At 75.0% G+C, this 17,495-nt stretch carries 15 protein-coding genes and 2 tRNA genes; 12 read left to right on the top strand and 5 right to left on the bottom strand.

From position 1 onward, the window contains the following. Positions 1 to 61: 61 nt before the first annotated feature. The 4 genes from ABD994_RS17370 (at position 62) to ABD994_RS17385 (ending at position 4,579) form a co-directional block, all read left to right on the top strand. Positions 62 to 1,102: a YlbL family protein gene (locus tag ABD994_RS17370; protein ID WP_345417496.1), complete on the top strand. Its 1,041-nt coding sequence runs from the start codon at positions 62 to 64 to the stop codon at positions 1,100 to 1,102. A gap of 160 nt (positions 1,103 to 1,262) precedes the next feature. After that, a complete protein-coding gene (locus ABD994_RS17375; protein ID WP_345417499.1) occupies positions 1,263 to 4,295 on the top strand; it encodes a UPF0182 family membrane protein in 3,033 nt (1,010 codons plus the stop codon). A gap of 86 nt (positions 4,296 to 4,381) precedes the next feature. Then, positions 4,382 to 4,455: transfer RNA gene (locus ABD994_RS17380), tRNA-Met, on the top strand. 50 nt (positions 4,456 to 4,505) lie between these two features. Further along, positions 4,506 to 4,579: transfer RNA gene (locus ABD994_RS17385), tRNA-Met, on the top strand. Between the two features lie 73 nt (positions 4,580 to 4,652). Here ABD994_RS17385 and ABD994_RS17390 read toward each other — a convergent pair. Further along, entirely contained in the window at positions 4,653 to 5,009 is a 357-nt protein-coding gene (locus ABD994_RS17390) for a DUF952 domain-containing protein (RefSeq protein WP_345417502.1), read from the bottom strand. Between the two features lie 7 nt (positions 5,010 to 5,016). Next, positions 5,017 to 5,538: a GNAT family N-acetyltransferase gene (locus ABD994_RS17395; protein WP_345417506.1), complete on the bottom strand. Its 522-nt coding sequence runs from the start codon at positions 5,536 to 5,538 to the stop codon at positions 5,017 to 5,019. Positions 5,539 to 5,670: 132 nt separating this feature from the next. Between ABD994_RS17395 and ABD994_RS17400 the strand changes: the two genes are divergently transcribed. Continuing rightward, the gene (locus tag ABD994_RS17400) at positions 5,671 to 5,979 is read left to right on the top strand and encodes a YggT family protein (protein ID WP_345417509.1); all 309 of its coding nucleotides are present in this window, start codon (positions 5,671 to 5,673) and stop codon (positions 5,977 to 5,979) included. A gap of 88 nt (positions 5,980 to 6,067) precedes the next feature. Further along, the gene (locus ABD994_RS17405; protein ID WP_345417514.1) at positions 6,068 to 6,667 is read left to right on the top strand and encodes a class I SAM-dependent methyltransferase; all 600 of its coding nucleotides are present in this window, start codon (positions 6,068 to 6,070) and stop codon (positions 6,665 to 6,667) included. Between the two features lie 3 nt (positions 6,668 to 6,670). Here the strand turns inward: ABD994_RS17405 and ABD994_RS17410 are convergent, their stop codons facing one another. After that, on the bottom strand, positions 6,671 to 7,618 hold the full coding sequence (locus ABD994_RS17410; RefSeq protein WP_345417516.1) for an alpha/beta fold hydrolase: 948 nt from the start codon (positions 7,616 to 7,618) through the stop codon (positions 6,671 to 6,673). A gap of 39 nt (positions 7,619 to 7,657) precedes the next feature. Here ABD994_RS17410 and ABD994_RS17415 point away from each other — a divergent pair, with 39 nt between their 5' ends. The 3 genes from ABD994_RS17415 to ABD994_RS17425 are packed head-to-tail and all read left to right on the top strand — an operon-like array spanning position 7,658 to position 11,248. Then, the gene (locus ABD994_RS17415) at positions 7,658 to 8,911 is read left to right on the top strand and encodes a glycoside hydrolase family 3 N-terminal domain-containing protein (protein ID WP_345417518.1); all 1,254 of its coding nucleotides are present in this window, start codon (positions 7,658 to 7,660) and stop codon (positions 8,909 to 8,911) included. Positions 8,912 to 8,953: 42 nt separating this feature from the next. After that, positions 8,954 to 10,126: an acyl-CoA dehydrogenase family protein gene (locus ABD994_RS17420; protein ID WP_345417521.1), complete on the top strand. Its 1,173-nt coding sequence runs from the start codon at positions 8,954 to 8,956 to the stop codon at positions 10,124 to 10,126. A 12-nt stretch (positions 10,127 to 10,138) separates the two neighbouring features. Beyond that, positions 10,139 to 11,248 carry an acyl-CoA dehydrogenase family protein gene (locus tag ABD994_RS17425; protein ID WP_345417524.1) on the top strand — a complete coding sequence of 370 codons (1,110 nt, stop codon included), beginning with the start codon at positions 10,139 to 10,141 and terminating at the stop codon, positions 11,246 to 11,248. On the opposite strand, the gene ABD994_RS17430 is transcribed toward ABD994_RS17425, so the two are convergent. Continuing rightward, positions 11,245 to 11,844: a TetR/AcrR family transcriptional regulator gene (locus tag ABD994_RS17430; RefSeq protein ID WP_345417527.1), complete on the bottom strand. Its 600-nt coding sequence runs from the start codon at positions 11,842 to 11,844 to the stop codon at positions 11,245 to 11,247. The genes ABD994_RS17425 and ABD994_RS17430 overlap by 4 nt on opposite strands. Positions 11,845 to 11,933: 89 nt before the next feature. Here ABD994_RS17430 and ABD994_RS17435 point away from each other — a divergent pair, with 89 nt between their 5' ends. From ABD994_RS17435 to ABD994_RS17445, 3 genes are all read left to right on the top strand, one after another. After that, positions 11,934 to 12,668, top strand: a complete 735-nt coding sequence (locus tag ABD994_RS17435) for an SDR family NAD(P)-dependent oxidoreductase (RefSeq protein ID WP_345417530.1) — start codon at positions 11,934 to 11,936, stop codon at positions 12,666 to 12,668. Positions 12,669 to 12,765: 97 nt separating this feature from the next. Beyond that, positions 12,766 to 14,880 carry an elongation factor G gene (locus ABD994_RS17440; protein ID WP_345417533.1) on the top strand — a complete coding sequence of 705 codons (2,115 nt, stop codon included), beginning with the start codon at positions 12,766 to 12,768 and terminating at the stop codon, positions 14,878 to 14,880. 73 nt (positions 14,881 to 14,953) lie between these two features. Further along, positions 14,954 to 16,294 carry an MFS transporter gene (locus ABD994_RS17445; RefSeq protein WP_345417535.1) on the top strand — a complete coding sequence of 447 codons (1,341 nt, stop codon included), beginning with the start codon at positions 14,954 to 14,956 and terminating at the stop codon, positions 16,292 to 16,294. Between the two features lie 60 nt (positions 16,295 to 16,354). On the opposite strand, the gene ABD994_RS17450 is transcribed toward ABD994_RS17445, so the two are convergent. After that, a partial coding sequence (locus ABD994_RS17450) for an HNH endonuclease signature motif containing protein (protein ID WP_345417538.1) occupies positions 16,355 to 17,495 on the bottom strand: 1,141 nt, incomplete at its 5' end.

Raw genomic sequence — 17,495 nt, forward strand, 5'->3', positions numbered from 1 at the left:
GAAAGGACCGACCCGCCTCCCCGCACGGCGCCCACGCGCCCGATCACTACCCTGTTCCGCCGTGACCCGGTTGCGCGCGACGCTGGCGCTCGGACTCGTGCTGGCCGGCGTCCTGGGTCTGCTGGGCGCGACCGTGCGCGTGCCCTTCGTCGCGCTCGGGGACGGCCCGACGTTCGACGTGCTCGGCACGCAGGACGGGCGCACGGTCGTCGACGTCAGCGGCCCCGCGCCGGTCTACCCGACCACCGGGCAGCTGCGGATGACGACGGTCGCGGTCACCACGCAGGTGACGCTGTTCGGCGCGATGGCCATGTGGGCCTCGGGCGACGAGCAGGTGCTGCCGCGCGAGTCGGTCTACCCGCCCGGGCGCTCCAGCGAGCAGGTCGACCAGGAGAACACCCGCCAGTTCGCGCAGTCCGAGACCGACGCCGAGGCGGCCGCGCTGCGCTACCTCGGCTACCCGACCGCGGTGCAGGTCGGCTCCGTGCTCGACAACTCGCCCTCGGCGGGGCGCCTGGCCCCCGGTGACCGCATCGTCGCCGTGGACGGCCGGCCGGTGACGACGCCGCAGGAGGTCGTCGACGCCCTGGCGCCGACCCGCCCCGGCCAGACCGTCACGGTGACCGTGCAGCGCGGCCCGCTCGGGTCGCCGGGCCCGCCCACCGACGTCGCGATCGTGGCCGCCGCCCGCCCCGACGGCGACCCGCGCGGCTTCCTCGGCGTCACGCCGACCAACATCGTCGACTCCCCGGTGGACGTGCACATCAGCCTCGGCGACATCGGCGGCCCGTCGGCCGGGCTGATCTTCGCGTCGGCGATCGTCGACAAGCTCACCCCGGGCGACCTGACCGGCGGCCACGTCGTCGCCGGGACCGGCACGATCGACGCCACCGGCCGCGTCGGGGACATCGGCGGCATCCGCTTCAAGATGGACGCCGCGCGCAAGGACGGCGCGCAGGTGTTCCTCGTGCCCGCCGGCAACTGCGCCGAGGCGGTGGGGGCCGCGCCCGCCGGTCTCGAGCTCGCCCGCGTCGGGACGCTGTCGGAGGGCATCGCCGCGCTGCAGGCCGTCCGGGACGGCCGCACGCCCACCCCGTGCTGACGCGCACCCCCGTGGAGCCCCCGTGGAGCAGGGCACGGACCGAACCGGACACCTCGGGCCACGGCGACCCCACACCGTGTTCGTAGAGTGGCCTCCGCACACGTCCGTTCCGGTGCGTCCGGCGGGCGCGTGACCAGCTTCGATCCAGGAGAGTGACCCCGTGGCCAACCGGCCCCCGACGGCGACCCCCCAGCTGTCGCGACGGACGAAGACGCTGCTGATCGTCGGCGCGGTGGCGCTCGTCGTGCTGCTCGGCGGGGCCCGCCTGGTCGACGTCTACGTCGACTGGGCCTGGTTCGGCGAGGTCGGCTTCCGCGGCGTCTTCACGACGATCCTGTGGACCCGGGTCCTGCAGTTCGCCGTCGCGGCCGTCCTCATGGGCGGGCTGCTCGCGCTGAACCTCGTCATCGCCTACCGCGTGCGCCCCGTGTTCGTGCCCGTCGCGGGCGCGGCGTCGGAGGACCCGGTGGCGCGCTACCGCACGGTCGTGCTGTCGCGGCCGCGCTGGTTCGCCATCGGCATCCCCGCCGTGGTGGCGCTCATCGCCGGGCTGTCCGCGCAGGCCGACTGGCAGACGGTGCAGCTGTTCCTGCACTCGACGCCGTTCGGCGTGCAGGACCCGGTGTTCGGGCACGACATCTCGTTCTACGTCTTCCAGCTGCCCTTCTACCGGTGGCTGCTGAGCTGGCTGTTCGTGGCGATCGCGGTCAGCTTCATCGCGGCGCTCATCGCGCACTACCTGTTCGGCGGCATCCGCCTCGCCGGCCGCAGCGGCGCGGTCGCCCCGGCCGCGCGGGCCCACCTCGCGGTGCTGGCCGGCACGTTCGTGCTGCTCAAGGCGGTGGCGTACTTCTTCGACCGCTACGAGCTGCTCTTCAGCGACCGCAAGGCCGCCGAGGGCGGCGCCAACTTCTTCGGCGCCACCTACACCGACCTCAACGCCGCGATGCCGGCCAAGCTGATCCTGCTGATCATCGCGGTGATCTGCGCCGCCGCGTTCTTCTCCGCGGTGGTGTTGCGCAACCTGCAGATCCCGGCGATCGCGCTGGCGCTGCTCGTGCTCTCGAGCGTGCTGGTCGGCGCGGCGTGGCCCGCGGTGCTCGAGCAGTTCTCGGTGCGCCCCAACGCCATCGACCGCGAGGCCGAGTCGATCTCCCGCAACATCGCGGCGACGCGGCAGGCGTTCAACCTCGGCAACGTCACGACCGTGCCGTACGCCCCGCAGGTGGCGACGGCCGCCGGCAACGCCGCCGTGCCGCCGCAGGACGTGGCCAACAGCCAGGCGACGCTGAACAACATCCGCATCCAGGACCCGTCGCGGCTCAACCGGACCTTCGCCGTCCAGCAGCAGCTGACCAACTTCTACGCGTTCTCGCCGCTGCTCGACATCGACCGCTACAACGTCGGCGGCCAGCGCCAGGACTTCGTGCTGGCCGCGCGCGAGATCAACCCGGACGCCCTCATCGGCAACCAGCAGGACTGGATCAACCGCCACCTCGTCTACACCCACGGCCAGGGCCTGGTGTCGGCGCCGGCGGACCGCGTCAACGTCCCCAGCAACGCCGAGGCGAGCCAGGGCGGGCTGCCGGCCTTCGACGTCAGCGACTCGAGCAACCCCGGCCCGTTCGGCTTGAGCCCCGACGGCGCGCGCATCTACTACGGCGAGTTCCTCGGGAGCAGCGACGACTACGCGATCGTCGGCGGGAATCCCGGCTCGACGCCGCGGGAGTTCGACGGCCCGGGCCGCCCGGCGTCGGCCTACACCGGCCCCGGCGGCGTGCCGCTGGGCAACTGGGCCTCGCGCCTGGTCTTCGCCGCGGCCTACGGCGAGCGGAACATCCTGTTCAACGGCCAGATCGGCTCGGACTCGCGGATCCTCTACAACCGCACGCCGGTCGAGCGCGTCGAGAAGGTCGCGCCGTGGCTGCGCACCGACGTCGACCCCTATCCGGCCGTCGTCGACGGGCGTCTGCAGTGGATCATCGACGGCTACACGACGCTGCCGCGCTACCCGTACGCCCAGCAGGTCGACCTCGGCCAGGCGACCGACGACTCGCTGCGGCCCGCGTCCGCGGCGGGCTCGGTGGGCTACATGCGCAACTCGGTGAAGGCCACGGTCGACGCCTACAGCGGCGAGGTGCGGCTGTACGCGGTCGACGACCAGGACCCGGTGCTCAAGACGTGGATGGGCGTCTTCCCGGGCGTCGTGCAGCCGTCGGCGGACATCCCGGAGAGCCTGCGGGCGCACTTCCGGTACCCCGAGGACATCTTCAAGGTCCAGCGTGACCTGCTCACGCGCTACCACGTCGAGAACCCGCGCGACTTCTTCTCGACGCAGAACTTCTGGACCGTCCCCGAGGACCCGACGCGCGAGGCCAACGCGGCGATCCCGCCGTACTACCTGCTCGCGGGCGACCCGCGGCCGGGGGCCGCGCCGGACACCCAGTTCCAGATGACGAGCACGCTGCTCGCCCTCTCGCGACCGAACCTGTCGGCGTACCTGTCGGTGAGCTCGGAACCGGAGAACTACGGGCAGATGACCGTGCTCGAGCTCCCCGCCCAGCTCACCGGCGACCAACGCGGGCCGCAGGGTCCGCAGCAGGTCCAGGCCGAGCTGCTGACCAGCCAGTCGGTCAACGGCGGGCTGTTCACGCTGCGGCAGTCGGGCACGCCGGTCCAGGTGCAGTACGGCAACCTGCTGACGCTGCCGGTGGCCGGCGGGCTGCTCTACGTGGAACCGATCTACGTCGAACGCAACGCCCAGACCTCGTTCCCGCAGCTGTTCGGTGTCATCGCCCGCTTCAACAACGGCGACATCGGCTACGCGCCGACGCTGCAGGGCGCGCTGCAGGCCGCGTTCCAGGGCGTGCCGCTGCCCCCGGGCCTCAGCGTGCCGGGCCTGGGGCCCTCGCAGGCGTCGCCGACGCCCGCGCCGGGCGCCAACACCGGCGGCGGGCCGCTGCCCACGGGGCAGGCCGGGCAGACGCTGAGCCCGCAGCTCTCCGCCGCGGTGACGGCGATGAACGACGCCCTCGACCGGCTCTCCTCGGCCCAGGCGGCCCGGGACTTCCGGGGTATCGGGGACGCCGAGGCGGCCCTCGACGCCGCCATCGCGCAGTTCCGCTCGGCCACCGGCGCGGCGCCGGCGACGCCGACCACACCGGCCGGCGCGGCCGCCGGTACCGGGGGCTGAGCCCGGACCGACCCTGGACCGACCCCGGAGGGGGGTGGGCACGGAGGCCCACCCCCCGGGGTTGTAGAGTTCGGGACACAACGCAGCGCGGGGTGGAGCAGCTCGGTAGCTCGCTGGGCTCATAACCCAGAGGTCACAGGTTCGAATCCTGTCCCCGCTACGACACCGGTGCGAGTCGCCGGGATCCCCAGCCCAGGGCCACGGGCACGGCGCGGGGTGGAGCAGCTCGGTAGCTCGCTGGGCTCATAACCCAGAGGTCACAGGTTCGAATCCTGTCCCCGCTACTGCGAGATCGACGGCCCCCGGGACACGCTCCCGGGGGCCGTTGTTGTGATCCCTCCGAAGCGGCGGGTGGCCTCATGCGAGCTCCGGCGGCCGGAACGTCCCGTCCGGCCCGGGCACGAGCGGGTGCACGGCCACGACGGCGTCGAGGGGCAGCGGGCCGTAGACGTGCGGGAACCACGGGCCGCGCGGGTCCTCGGTGCCCTCCGGGCCCACGCCGGGCTCCCACCGCACGGGGACGTCCAGCCGGGCGGTGTCCACCACGAGCGCGACGACGTCCGTGCGCCCGGCGAACAGGCGCGACGCGGGCAGGTGGACGGTGCCGGGGTCGGAGCAGTGCACGAACCCGACCTCGTCGAGCGACGGCGGCCGACGCGCACCGTCGGCCCGGGCGGCCGCGAGCTCGGCCGCGGTACAGAGGTGCAGGATCACGCGGCGGTCAGGCCCCGAGGCCGGGCTCGTTCGCCCGGCTGGGCCGGTGGGCCTCCCAGCGCCACACCCGCCCGCGCTTGCCGGACTCGTCACGCCGCCGCGACTGCACCCGCACGAGCCCGTTCGCGGTCAGCACGCTCGCGGCGGGGGAGCGCTCGGGCAGGGTGTGGGCGACGACCGTCTGCACGTCGGGATCGGCGAAGGCGCGGGCGACGAGCGCGCGCGTCATCGAGGTGGCCCAGCCCCGCCCCTCGAACGGCGGGAACGTCCAGAAGGCGATCTCGATGCGGCCGGCGCGCACCGGGCCCTGGAATCCGCAGGTGCCGACCACCTGGTGGTCGCGCGGGTCGACCGCGAGGAACGTGCGTGGCTGCCCCGGCGTCGCCGCGGGACCCGGGCACGCGGGGGTGTCGGCCTCCGAGCGCAGCACGGCCTCGACCAGCGGCTCCACACCCAGCGTGCGGACCGCCGCGAGACCGGGGGCGCCGGGGCCCGTCAGCCGTTCGTCGACGGGCACCAGGACGACCACCTGACCTCCATCCCGTGTTCCCGGCAGCGACCGTCGACCGTAGCCAATACGGCAGGCGCGCGGGAGCCGACCCGCTGGGCGGGGCCCGGGTGCTGCACCGCACCACACGGAGGATCAGGCACTCTGGACACCATGGACGCGGTCTGGCTCGTCGTGTACTACGCGCTGTTCCTGCTGTGGTTGTTCGTCGTGGGGCGGCTCGTGGTCGAGATCGTGCGCAGCTTCGCCCGCGACTGGCGGCCCGTCGGCGCGACCGCCGCCGGGCTCGAGGTGCTGTTCATGGTGACCGACCCGCCGGTCCGGCTGCTGCGGCGCCTCATCCCGTCGGTGCGCATCGGCAACATCAGCCTCGACCTGTCGATCATGATCCTGTTGCTGGTGACCTTCATCCTCATGCGCGTCGTCGATGGGCTGATCGAGTCACCGCTGCGCGTGGGCTGAGCGGCCGGCTGAGTCCCGCGTCACGGCGGCGGTCGGGGCGGGGCTCCCGAGTGGGCGACCCGCCCGGGGAGCTGCCACTGTGTCGGTCGTGAGTCCCGTGCGCGACCTCGTCACGTTCATGACCTCGGCGCTGCGCGCGCCCGCCGTCATCGGGGCGGTGGCGCCCAGCGGGCGGGCCCTGTCCGACCTCCTCGCGTCGGTGGCCCCCGCCGAGGGAGCGCCGGTGGTCGTGGAGCTCGGGCCGGGCACCGGCGTCGTGAGCGCCGCCCTGCGCCGGCGGCTGCCCCCGGGCGCCCGCCACCTCGCGGTCGAGCTCGACCCCGGCATGGTGACCCACCTGCGGCGCACCCGGCCGTGGCTCGAGGTCCTGCAGGGCGACGCGGCCGACCTGCAGAAGCTGCTCGCCGACGCCGGGGTCGACCGGGCCGACGCGATCATCAGCGGGCTGCCGTGGACGCTGTTCCCCGAGTCGGCGCAGCGCGGGATCATCGAGCAGGTCACGAAGGTCCTCGCCCCCGGCGCCCCGTTCACGACGTTCGCCTACAGCCACGTCCGCAGCTTCCCGACCCAGCGCCGCTTCCGGGGCGTGCTGGAGGAGGCCTTCGCCGAGGTCGTCGTCACCCCGACGGTGTGGCGCAACCTGCCGCCGGCGATGGCCTACCAGTGCCGTCACCCCGAGGACGCGTAGCGCTCAGGCGCCGCGGGAGGCCACCCGCGGCCCGATGCTCGTGACGTCGAGGTCCGCAGGCGCCGTCGCGTCGCAGAACTCGGTGAGCAGGGCGGCGAAGCGGTCCGGCTCGTCGCAGTGCGGGAAGTGCCCGGCGCGGTCGAAGAGCTCCAGGCGGGCGTGGGGGATGAGCGTCCCGGCCCGCCGGGCGTGCCCGACCGGGATCACCGGGTCGCGCGCGCCCCACACGACCATCGTCGGCAGGCCCTCGGTGAGGTAGAGCCGGTCGGTGCCGCTGACGCGCTGACCGCCCGGTCCGATGACGGCGCGGACGGTGTCGACGAACGCGTCGAGGTGCGCGCGCTCGGTGAGCGACGCCGCGTGGCGGGCCGTCTCGCGCAGCGACACGGACTCCGCGGTGAACCCCGGTAGGGCCGCGGCCGTCCGCAGGGCGCGCACCCCGAGGCCGAGCACGCCCGTCGACGCGAGCACCGGCAGCACCCACTCGGAGCCCGGCAGCGACGCCAGGCGCAGCAGGGGGCTCACCCCGCGCCCGAGGCCCCCGGACGAGACGAGCACGAGCCGGGAGCACATCTCCGGGAACTGGTAGGCGAACTGCATCGCCACCCCGCCGCCGAGCGAGTGCCCTACCAGCGTGACCCGGCGGTGGCCCAGCACCGCGAGCAGGTCGCGCAGGCCGTTGGCGTAGGCGCCCAGCGAGTAGTCCCCGCCGACGCCGGCGGACTCGCCGTGGCCCAGCAGCTCGGGGGCGAGCAGCAGCCGGTCGCAGCCGGAGCGCTCGAACGCCTCGAGCACCGGGGTCCACGTGTCGGCGCTGCCGGCGATGCCGTGGACGAGCACGACCACCTCGGGCTCGCCGTCGGCCCCTTCGTCGCGGACCGCGTCCGGGCAGGCCTCCACGTAGGACATGCGGGCGCCGTGCAGCGTGCGGGTCTGGCGTGTGGCGGTCATCGCGGACCATCCTCGCGCGTCGGGCAGAATCGCGCCCCGATGTCCCCCGCCCCGTCCCCGCTCCCCGCGTCCCCGCGCCGCCGCCTGACCGTCGCCCTCGTCGCGGCGGTGCTGGCCCTCGGCGCCGCGGCGTGCGGGCAGGAGGCGCCGCCGCCCGCCCCCTCGGCCGCCGGCACCCCGAGCGCCCGCTCCGCCGTGCCACCGGGGCCGTCGGGTCCGCCGGCGCAGCCCGCCGACCCGGCCGCGGCGTGCGTGGACCAGGTCCTGGCCGGGCTCGACACCCGTGCCCGGGCCGCCCAGCTGATCATGGCCGGGGTGCCCGCGGACGGGCTGACCGCGGCCGGGCGCGCGGCGCTCGCCCAGGGCGCGGGCGGGGTGATCCTCACCGACGCGGCGGGCGGCGAGGCCTCGGCCGCGCAGGTCACGGCCACCGTGCGGGCGATCCAGCAGGCCGCCCGCACCCCGGTGACCGTCGCGGTCGACCAGGAGGGCGGGCGCGTCCAGGACCTCGCGGGCGCCGGCTTCGCCCGCATGCCCTCGGCCGCGAACCAGGGCCGCGACGTCGCCGGCCTGCGGGCCGACGCGCGGGGCTGGGCCCGGCCGATGGCGGACGCCGGCGTGACGCTCGACCTCGCGCCGGTCGCCGACGTCGTCGACCCCGACCTCGGGGAGGCCAACGAGCCCGTCGGCGCGCTCGGGCGCGGCTACGGCACCGACCCCGAGCGCGTCGGGCAGGCCGTCACCGCGTTCGTCGGGGGCATGGCCGACGGCGGGGTCGCGACGACGCTCAAGCACTTCCCGGGGCTGGGCCGGGTGCGCGAGAACACCGACTTCGCCGGGGCCGCCGACGACGTCACCACCGTCGACGACCCGGCGCTCGGGTCCTTCCGCGCGGGCATCGCCGCGGGCGCGCCCGTGGTGATGATGTCCTCGGCGGTCTACGCGCGGATCGACCCCGACAACCGCGCCCTGTTCTCCCGCGCCGTCGTCACCGACCTGCTGCGGGGGCGCCTGGGCTTCACCGGCGTCGTCACCACCGACGACGTGGGCGCGGCGGCCGCGGTGGACGACGTGTCGGTGGGCCAGCGGGCCGTGCGGTTCGTCGCCGCGGGCGGCGACCAGGTGCTGACCGTCAAGGCGACCGACGTCGGGCCGATGGTCGAGGCGCTGGTCGCGCGGTCCCGGACCGACCCGGCCTTCGCCGACCGCGTCACCGAGAGCGCGCGGCGCATCCTGGCCCTCAAGGTGGACCGCCGCGTCGTCTCCTGCGGTCCGGCCCCTACCGGCGGGTAGTCCCGGCTGCGGAGGTCGGACCGCCGTGCCAGGGTGTCGCCCGTGGACCTGAGCTACACCGCCGAGGAGGAGGAGTTCCGCACCGAGCTGCGGAACTGGCTCGCGGCGAACATCCCGCAGGAGTGGACCGAGCCGGGCTTCTGGCGCTCGATCGACGACGACGAGTCGTTCCGGCTGCGCCGCGACTGGGAGGCGTCGAAGACCGCGGCGGGCTTCTCGGGCATCGAGTGGCCGACCGAGTACGGCGGCCGCGGCGGCACGCCGGGCATGAAGGCGATCTACGACGAGGAGATGGTGCGCGCCCGCGCGCCCCAGACCGTCAACGTCCTCGGCCTGACCTTCCTCGCGCCGACGATCATGGCGATCGGCACCCCGGAGCAGAAGGCCGAGATCATCGGCCCGATGCTGCGCAACGAGGTCATCTGGTGCCAGGGCTTCTCCGAGCCCGGCGCCGGGTCCGACCTCGCGGCGGTGGCCACGCGCGGCGTGCGCGACGGCGACGACTTCGTGGTCAACGGCCAGAAGATCTGGACCACGAACGCCATGCACGGCGACAAGATCTTCACGATCGTCCGCACCGAGCCCGGCTCGGAGCGGCACAAGGGCCTGTCGATGCTGCTCATCGACATGGACCAGCCCGGCGTCGAGGCCCGCCCGCTCAAGCAGATGAGCGGCGCCAGCGAGTTCGGCGAGGTGTTCTTCACCGACGCCCGCGTGCCGGCCAAGGACTGCCTGGGCGAGATCGGCCAGGGCTGGCGCACGGCGATGCTGCTCCTCTCGTTCGAGCGCGGCGCCTCCGGTGTCGGGCAGTACACCGAGTTCCGCCGGCAGTACGACGAGATCGTCGAGCAGGCCCGGCGCTTCGGGCGCTCGGACGACCCGGTGGCCCGCCAGAAGCTGGCGCACTGCCTCGTCGAGCTCGAGTGCCTGCGCTACCACGCGATGCACATCCTCACCCAGGTCGAGCAGGGCCGGGACCTCGGCGCGGAGTCGTCGATGACCAAGCTGCAGTGGTCGGAGACGTTCCAGGACCTCTGGGAGGCGTTCGACGACGTCCTGGGCCCGGAGGCGTCGCTCGCCGCGCCCCGCCCGGACGTCGACCTCACCCCGTTCCAGCACCAGGCCATGTGGTCGCGCTCGGTCACCATCTGGGGCGGCTCGTCCCAGGTCCAGCGCAACATCGTCGCCGAGCGCGTGCTCGGCCTGCCCCGCTAGGGAGCCCGTCCCGTGTTCTTCGCGCTCACCGACGAACAGCAGGCCTTCGCCGCGACCGTCCGGGAGTTCGTCGCCGACCGCTTCGACCTCGACGCCGTGCGCGCCGTCGTCGAGGACCCCGACGGCGACGGCCACCCGCTCACGCTGTGGAAAGGCCTCGCCGACCAGGGCGCCCTCGCCGTCCTCGTGCCCGAGGAGCAGGACGGCCTGGGCCTGGGGCTGCTCGACGCCCAGGTCATCGCCCGCGAGCTGGGCCGGGCCGTCGCGCCCGGGCCCTGGACCACCTCGGTGCTCGCCGCCGAGGCGCTGCGCCTCGCCGGCTCGCCCGAGCAGCAGGCCGCCCGGCTGCCCGGCCTCGCCGCCGGCGAGACCGTCGGCACCGTCGCGCTGCGCGGCGAGGCCGGCACCTGGGACGGGCGGGGCATCACCGTCGACGCCTCCGGCGAACGGCTCTCCGGTACGGCGTCGCCGGTGGACTACCCGGCCGTCGCGGGTCTCGTCGTGGTCGCCGCGACGGACGCGCAGGGCACGCCCGGGCTGTACCTCGTCGAGGCGGGGGCGCAGGGGCTGGCGGTGCGCGACCAGCACACCTACGACGGCACCGCGCGCGTCGGCGCCGTCGAGCTGTCCGACACCCCGGCCGAGGCCCTGACCGGCGGGACCCTCGCCGGGGCCGACGCCGTCGCGGCGCTGATGGCCCGCGGCGCGGTGCTGCAGGCGGCCGACCTCGTCGGCGTCGCCCGGGAGGCGCTCGCCCGCACCGTCGACTACGACCGCGACCGCAAGCAGTTCGGCGTGCCCGTCGGCTCGTTCCAGGCGATCAAGCACACGATGGCCGACCTGCACGTCGGCGTGACGATGGCCGAGCACGCCGTGCTGTTCGCGGCCAACGCCCTGGACACCGATGATCCCGGGAAGGACGTCGCGGTCGCGGTGGCCAAGGCCAAGGCCGCCGACGCGGCGTGGGCCGCCACCGGCGCGATGATCCAGTTCTTCGGCGGCATCGGCTTCACCTGGGAGCACGAGGCGCACTTCTTCTACAAGCGCGCCCGCCGCCGCGCCCCGCTGTTCGGCTCGGCCGACGAGCACCGCGAGCGGCTCGCGGCCCTCACCATCGGCTAGCGCGGCACCGGCGCCGGCAGCAACCGCGCCAGGGCCGACCGCGCCACGGTGGTGAGCTCCGCGAGGTCCATCCCGGTGCGGCCGAGCGCCACGAGCCCGAGCTGGGCGGCGAGCACCGCGCGGGCGGTCTCCGCGGCGTCGGCCCCGGGGTCGACGTCGCCCTCGCGCTGGGCGCGCTCGAGGGCCTCGGTGAGGATCGCGGTGATCGCGTCGTAGCTGCGGCGGGCCTCGGCCGCGACGTCCGGGGTGCTGGTGGCGAGCTCGGCGGTGCTGTTGGCCAGCAGGCAGCCGCGGCGGGCAGCGGCCCCGGTCGGGTCGCCGGCCACGCCGAGCACGAACTCGTGCACCAGGTCGACCCCGCGGGGCGCGGACTCCAGGCGCTCGCGCAGCCCGCGCAGGTTCGCGTCGTCGTAGTCGCGCAGGACCCGCAGGAACAGCCGGTGCTTGTCCCCGAAGGCGCCGTAGAGGCTGCCCTTGCCCAGCCCGCTGGCGCGCAACAGGTCGTCCATCGACGTCGCCGCGTAGCCCCGGTCCCAGAACGCGTCGCGGACGGCGAGGACGACGCGCTCCTCGTCGAACTCCCGGGGCCGCGGCACCCCCTGACCATACGAGATGTTGACCGAGCGGTCCAGATCGGTCAGGGTGTTCTGGACGTAACAGTCAAGAACACGAGGAGGTGGACGGCATGCCCGTCCTCGCGGACAGGGTCGCGGTCGTCACCGGCGGCAGCAGCGGGATCGGGCTCGCGATCGCGCGGGCCTTCCGTGACGAGGGCGCGACGGTGTTCGTCACCGGTCGCCGGAAGGAGGCGCTCGACGCCGCGGTCGCCGAGCTCGGCGAGGACGTGACCGCCGTGGTCTGCGACGTCGCCGTGCGTGCCGACCTCGAGGCCCTCTACGCGACGGTCCGCGAGCAGGCCGGTCACGTCGACGTCGTGGTCGCCAACGCCGGGATCGGGGTCGACGCCGCGTTCGGCGCGGTGACCGAGGAGCAGGTCGACGCCCAGTTCGCCACCAACGTCAAGGGCACGGTCTTCACCGTCCAGGAGGCGCTGCCGCTGCTGCGGTCCGGGGCATCGATCATCGTCACCGGCTCGACCGCCGCGACCCGGCCGCAGCCCGGCCTCGAGATCTACGCGGCGACGAAGGCCGCGGTGCACCACCTCGTCCGCGGCTGGGCCCACAGCTCCCGCCGGTACGGTTTCCGGGTCAACGTGCTCGCGCCGGGCATGGTCCCGACACCGGGGCTGCTCGACCTCGTCCCCGCGGAGGTCCGCGCGCAGGCCGAGGAGACGATCCCGCTGGGCCGGCACGGCACCCCCGAGGAGATGGCGGCCGCCGCCCTGTTCCTGGCCTCGGACGCCTCGAGCTACGTCAACGGCTCCGTGCTCGCCGTCGACGGCGGCGTCGCGCAGGTGTGACAGCTCGTCGGGCCCGACCCCTTGTCGTGATCTCGGTCACTCCGGTGGACTGAGGGTGTCGACGCGACGACGGGTCGGGATCTGCGAGGTGGTCGTCATGGGAAAGGCCGACAACACCCGGAGAGGTCGGGGCGGGCGTGCGGAGGAGCTCGCGCCGGACGACCCGGCCGCCGTGCGCTCGGTCGCCGTCGTCGGACCGATGGCGGCGGGCAAGACGACGCTGGTCGAGGAGCTCCTGGCCGCGGCGGGCGCGATCCCGCGGGCCGGCTCCGTCGCCGCGGGCACCACCGTCACCGACCACGATCCGGACGCCCGCCGCCAGCAGCGGTCGGTGGCCCCGTCGGTCGCCTCGCTGGTGCACCGCGACGTCAAAGTCAACCTGATCGACACCCCGGGCTGTCCCGACTTCCTCGGCGAGGTCCGCGCCGGCCTGCGCGCGGCCGACGCCGTGCTGTTCGTGGTGGGGACGGCCGACGCCGCCGACGGCGCCGCCGCCCCGACCTCGGCGCTGCTCGCCGAGTGCCGCCGCGCGGGCCTGCCGGCCGTCCTGGTGCTCAGCCGCCTCGACCACGCCCGCGCCGACGTGGACGCCGCGCTCGCCACGTGCCGCGAGGTGGCCGCCGGGTCGGGCGAGGTGCTCGTCCCCGTGACGACCTCGGAGCGCGGCGCCGACGGGTCGGTCACCGTGCACCCGCTGCTGGCGGGCGACGACCCGACGGCCGAGGAGCCGGACGACCTGCGCCGCGAGCTGGTCGAGACCCTCATCGAGCAGAGCGAGGACGAGGCCCTGCTCGAGTCCTGGATCGGCGGCGAGGCGGTGCCGCTCGACGCCCTGCGCGCCGACCTCGCGACCGCCGTGGCCCGGCGCTCGCTCATCCCCGTGGTCGGCGTGTGCGCGCCGGCCGGGGCCGGGCTGGACGCGCTGCTCGACCTCGTCGTCGACGCCGTCCCGCCGCCGACGGCGCACACGCCGCTCCCAGCCCACGCCCCCGACGGCGCGGGCCACGACCCCGTCCCGCCCGACCCGGACGGCCCGCTGGTGGCCGAGGTGCTGCACACCGGCACCGACGCGCAGGGCAGCCGCGTCTCGCTCGTGCGCGTGTTCTCCGGGCGGCTCACCCCCGACACCACCCTGACCGTCTGCGGCGACCCGTTGCGGGTGCCGTCGCCCCGCGACGGGGAGGACCCGACGGGGGAGGGCGCCCGCGAGGGTGTGCGCGTCAACCGCGTCTACGCCCCGCTGGGCGCGACCCTGCGCGAGGTGCCGTGGTGCGTCGCGGGTGACGTCTGCGCGTTGACGCGGCTCGGGGCGGTCGCCACCGGGGACACGCTGTGCGGGGCGGAGGACCCGGTCGGTCTCGACGGCTGGGAGATCCCCGAGGCGCTGCTGCCGGTGGCGGTCACGGCGGCCGACCGCTCGGCCCAGGACGCGATGGCGCGCGGCCTGGCGCGGTTGTCGGCCACCGAGACCACCCTGCGCGTGGAGCGCAACGAGGAGACCCACCAGATCGTGCTGTGGTGCACGGGCGAGGCCCACGCCGACGTGGTGCTCGCCCGGCTGCGGGCCGCGGGCGCGACCGTCGAGGTCACCGACGTGGCCGTCCCGGAGCGGGAGACCGTCGCCGGGCCGGCGTCCGGGCTCGGCCGGCACGTCAAGCAGTCCGGCGGGCACGGCCAGTTCGCGGTGTGCCGCATCGAGATCGAGCCGCTGCCCCGGGGCTCGGGGGTGGAGTTCGTCGACAGGATCGTCGGCGGGGTCATCCCGCGGGCCTACATCCCGGGTGTCGAGAAGGGCGTGCGCGCCCAGCTCGAGGCCGGGGTGACGCCGGGGCGCCCGGTGGTGGACGTGCGCGTCACGCTCGTGGACGGCAAGGCCCACAGCGTCGACTCGTCGGACCAGGCGTTCCAGACCGCCGGGTCGCTGGCGATCAAGGAGGCCGTCGCGGCGGCCGGGACGATCGTCATGGAGCGGCTCTACGAGGTCGAGGTGACCGTCGAGGACGCGCAGCTCGGCACGGTGCTCGGCGACCTCGCCTCGCGCCACGGCCGGGTCGTGGGCACCGAGCCGGGCGAGCCGGGCACGACCGTCGTCCGCGCCGAGGTGCCCGAGCAGGCGCTCCTGCGCTACGCGGTCGACCTGCGGGCACTGACGTCGGGCACGGCCCGCTTCACGCGGCGGTTCAGCCGGTACGAGCCGGTCGCGGCCGGTTGATCCCTTTCGCGCGGTGGGTGCGCCTGGCTACCGTCCGGCGCACCCACAGGGGGCCGAGCACGAGGGAGCCGCGATGACGCAGAGCCCGAGCCGAGCCGGGACGTCGCCCGAGCACACCCCGGCCGAGGTGCGCCGGGTGGCCCTGGCGAGCCTCGTCGGCACGACGATCGAGTGGTACGACTTCTTCGTCTACGCCAGCGCGGCGGGGCTCGTGTTCGGCCCGTTGTTCTTCACGGCGCTCGACCCCACGACGGCGCTGCTGGCGTCCTTCGCGACGATCGGGGTCAGCTTCGTCGCGCGGCCGATCGGCGGCATCGTCGCCGGCCACCTCGGCGACCGTTTCGGCCGCAAGGGCATGCTCGTCGCCACCTTGCTGATCATGGGTCTGGCGACGACCGGCGTGGGCCTGCTCCCGACGTACGCGGCCATCGGTGTCGCCGCCCCGATCCTGCTGCTCGCGCTGCGCCTGCTGCAGGGGTTCTCGGCCGGCGGCGAGTGGGGCGGCGCGGCGCTGATGGCCGTCGAGCACGCCCCGCCCGGACGGCGCGGCTTCTTCGGCACCTACCCGCAGATCGGGGTGCCGCTCGGGCTGGTGCTCGCCAACGTCGTCTTCCTCGTCGCCTCGACCGCGACGACCCGCGAGCAGTTCCTCGCCTGGGGCTGGCGCATCCCGTTCCTGCTGTCGATCCTGCTGGTCGGGGTGGGGCTGTTCGTGCGGGCCCGCGTCAGCGAGAGCCCGGTCTTCAGCCGGCTCCGCGAGCACCGGGAGCGCCGCTCGGCCCCGATGGCGGCGGTGCTGCGCCACCATCCGCGCGCCCTGCTGATCGCGATCGGGCTGTTCATCGCCAACAACATGATCGGCTACCTGCTGATCGCCTTCATCACGTCCTACGGCACCCGCACGCTGAAGCAGTCGAGCGCGACGATGCTCGCCGTCGGGATCGTCGGCGCGGTCGTCTGGGGCGTGGCCATCGTCGGGAGCGGGGCGTGGTCCGACCGGGTCGGGCGCCGGCCGGTCTACCTCGTCGGCACGATCGCGTTGATCGTCTGGTCGTTCCCCTTCTTCCTGCTGCTCGACACGGCGTCGCTGCCCTGGATGCTGCTCGCCGTCGCCGGGCTCGGCGTCGGCCTCGGGCTGACCTACGGGCCGCAGGCCGCGGCCTACGCGGAGCTCTTCCCGGCGCCGGTGCGCTACAGCGGGGCCTCGTTCGCCTACGCGATCGGGGCGATCCTCGGCGGGGGCTTCGCCCCGCTCGTGGCCCAGGCGCTGATCGGCGCGACGGGCACCTCGCTGTCGGTCTCGGTGTACATGGTGATCGTCTGCGTGATCACCCTCGCCGCGGTGCTCGCCCTGCGCGAGGGGACGCCGGCCGAGCGCGAGGCGTTCGTGGAGGGCGAGGGGGTCACCCACTAGAGGGGCCACCGGGGTGCTCTCCACGTCGATCTCGCGAGAGTGTCGGCAGCGCTGTCGGGGTCAGAACGGTGGCGGGTCGTCGGCGGGGTGGACGGCGGGTGCGGTGACCGTCGGCTCGGCGAGCCCGGCGGCGCGTCGGTAGCGGGTGCGCCAGTCGGGGTGGTCGTCGTCGGTCCACGCCGGCCCGTCGTCCGGCAGCGGGCGCGGTCGGGCGGCGGGCCGCGGCGCGACCGGCTCGACGAGGATCTTTCTCGGTCTCGTGGTGTGGGCGATGCCGGCGCGGGTGCGCCACCGGAAGTGGCCCGGTGAGGGTTGGTGGACCGTCCAGCCGCCGTGGTGTTTGGCGCGGTGGTGGTGGCGGTCGAGCACGCCGAGGTTCCAGTCCAGGCTGGGCCCACCGAACGCGTGGTCGAGGGTGTGGTCGAGATCCGAGGCCTGGGCGCGGCGTCGGCAGGCGGGGGCGACGCAGCAGCGGTCGCGGACCCGGGTCCAGCGGTCGATCTCCACCCGCGGCCGCCGCCGGTACAGATCAGCGACCGTGGCAGCCGGGGGCCCGCCCGCGCGGGGGAGCTCGGCCAGCCTGGCCTGGAGCTCGACCAGCAGCGCCGCCCACCGGCCGTGGCCGGTCGGGGTCAGGGCGGCGAGCAGTGTCGTCGGAACGTGGAGTTCGACGATCGCCCGGCACCGCTGCCCCGACCGACCCGGTCGGGGCCGGTGTGGTCGTCGCCGGGCGAGCAGGACGTGCTGCAGGCGGCCCTGGTCGTCGGTGCACACCACCCGCCACTCCCCGCGGCGGTAACGGGACACCAGCGTGCGGGCGTGTGCGGCGAGGACCGTGCCGTAGCCGGGCACCGCGCCGGGAATGTCATCGAGCCCCAGCGCGGTGGTGAGCCGCAGCCGCACCTCCCCGACCCCCGCCCGCACCCGCCCCGATCCGGGCTCGGGCCCGTCGAGCAGCCGCGGGAACGGCTCCGGCTCCCCGGCAAGACCCGGAAGATCGAGCAGCCCCTGACCAGAACTCGCGCACCCGTCGGCACCCTCCGACGCGCCGCCGAGGGGATCGGCGCACGCCGGGTCGGCGCCGGTGGGGTCACCGCCAGGGCCGCCGTCGCCAGGGCCGCCGTCGCCAGGGCCGCCGGCGCCAGGGCCGCCGTTCGGGCCGCCATCGCCCGGCTCGCCGCTCGGGTCGTCGGGACCGGAG

This window comes from Actinomycetospora chlora (genome assembly GCF_039542135.1).
GTDB classification, from domain to species: Bacteria; Actinomycetota; Actinomycetes; order Mycobacteriales; family Pseudonocardiaceae; genus Actinomycetospora; species Actinomycetospora chlora.

What these genes read in the sequence shown, in the direction of transcription:
- ABD994_RS17445 (WP_345417535.1), top strand. Translation starts at nt 14,954, where the DNA reads ATGACGCAGAGCCCGAGCCGAGCCGGGACGTCGCCCGAGCACACCCCG.
- ABD994_RS17400 (WP_345417509.1), top strand. Translation starts at nt 5,671, where the DNA reads ATGGACGCGGTCTGGCTCGTCGTGTACTACGCGCTGTTCCTGCTGTGG.
- ABD994_RS17410 (WP_345417516.1), bottom strand. Translation starts at nt 7,618, where the DNA reads ATGACCGCCACACGCCAGACCCGCACGCTGCACGGCGCCCGCATGTCC.
- ABD994_RS17440 (WP_345417533.1), top strand. Translation starts at nt 12,766, where the DNA reads ATGGGAAAGGCCGACAACACCCGGAGAGGTCGGGGCGGGCGTGCGGAG.
- ABD994_RS17435 (WP_345417530.1), top strand. Translation starts at nt 11,934, where the DNA reads ATGCCCGTCCTCGCGGACAGGGTCGCGGTCGTCACCGGCGGCAGCAGC.
- ABD994_RS17415 (WP_345417518.1), top strand. Translation starts at nt 7,658, where the DNA reads ATGTCCCCCGCCCCGTCCCCGCTCCCCGCGTCCCCGCGCCGCCGCCTG.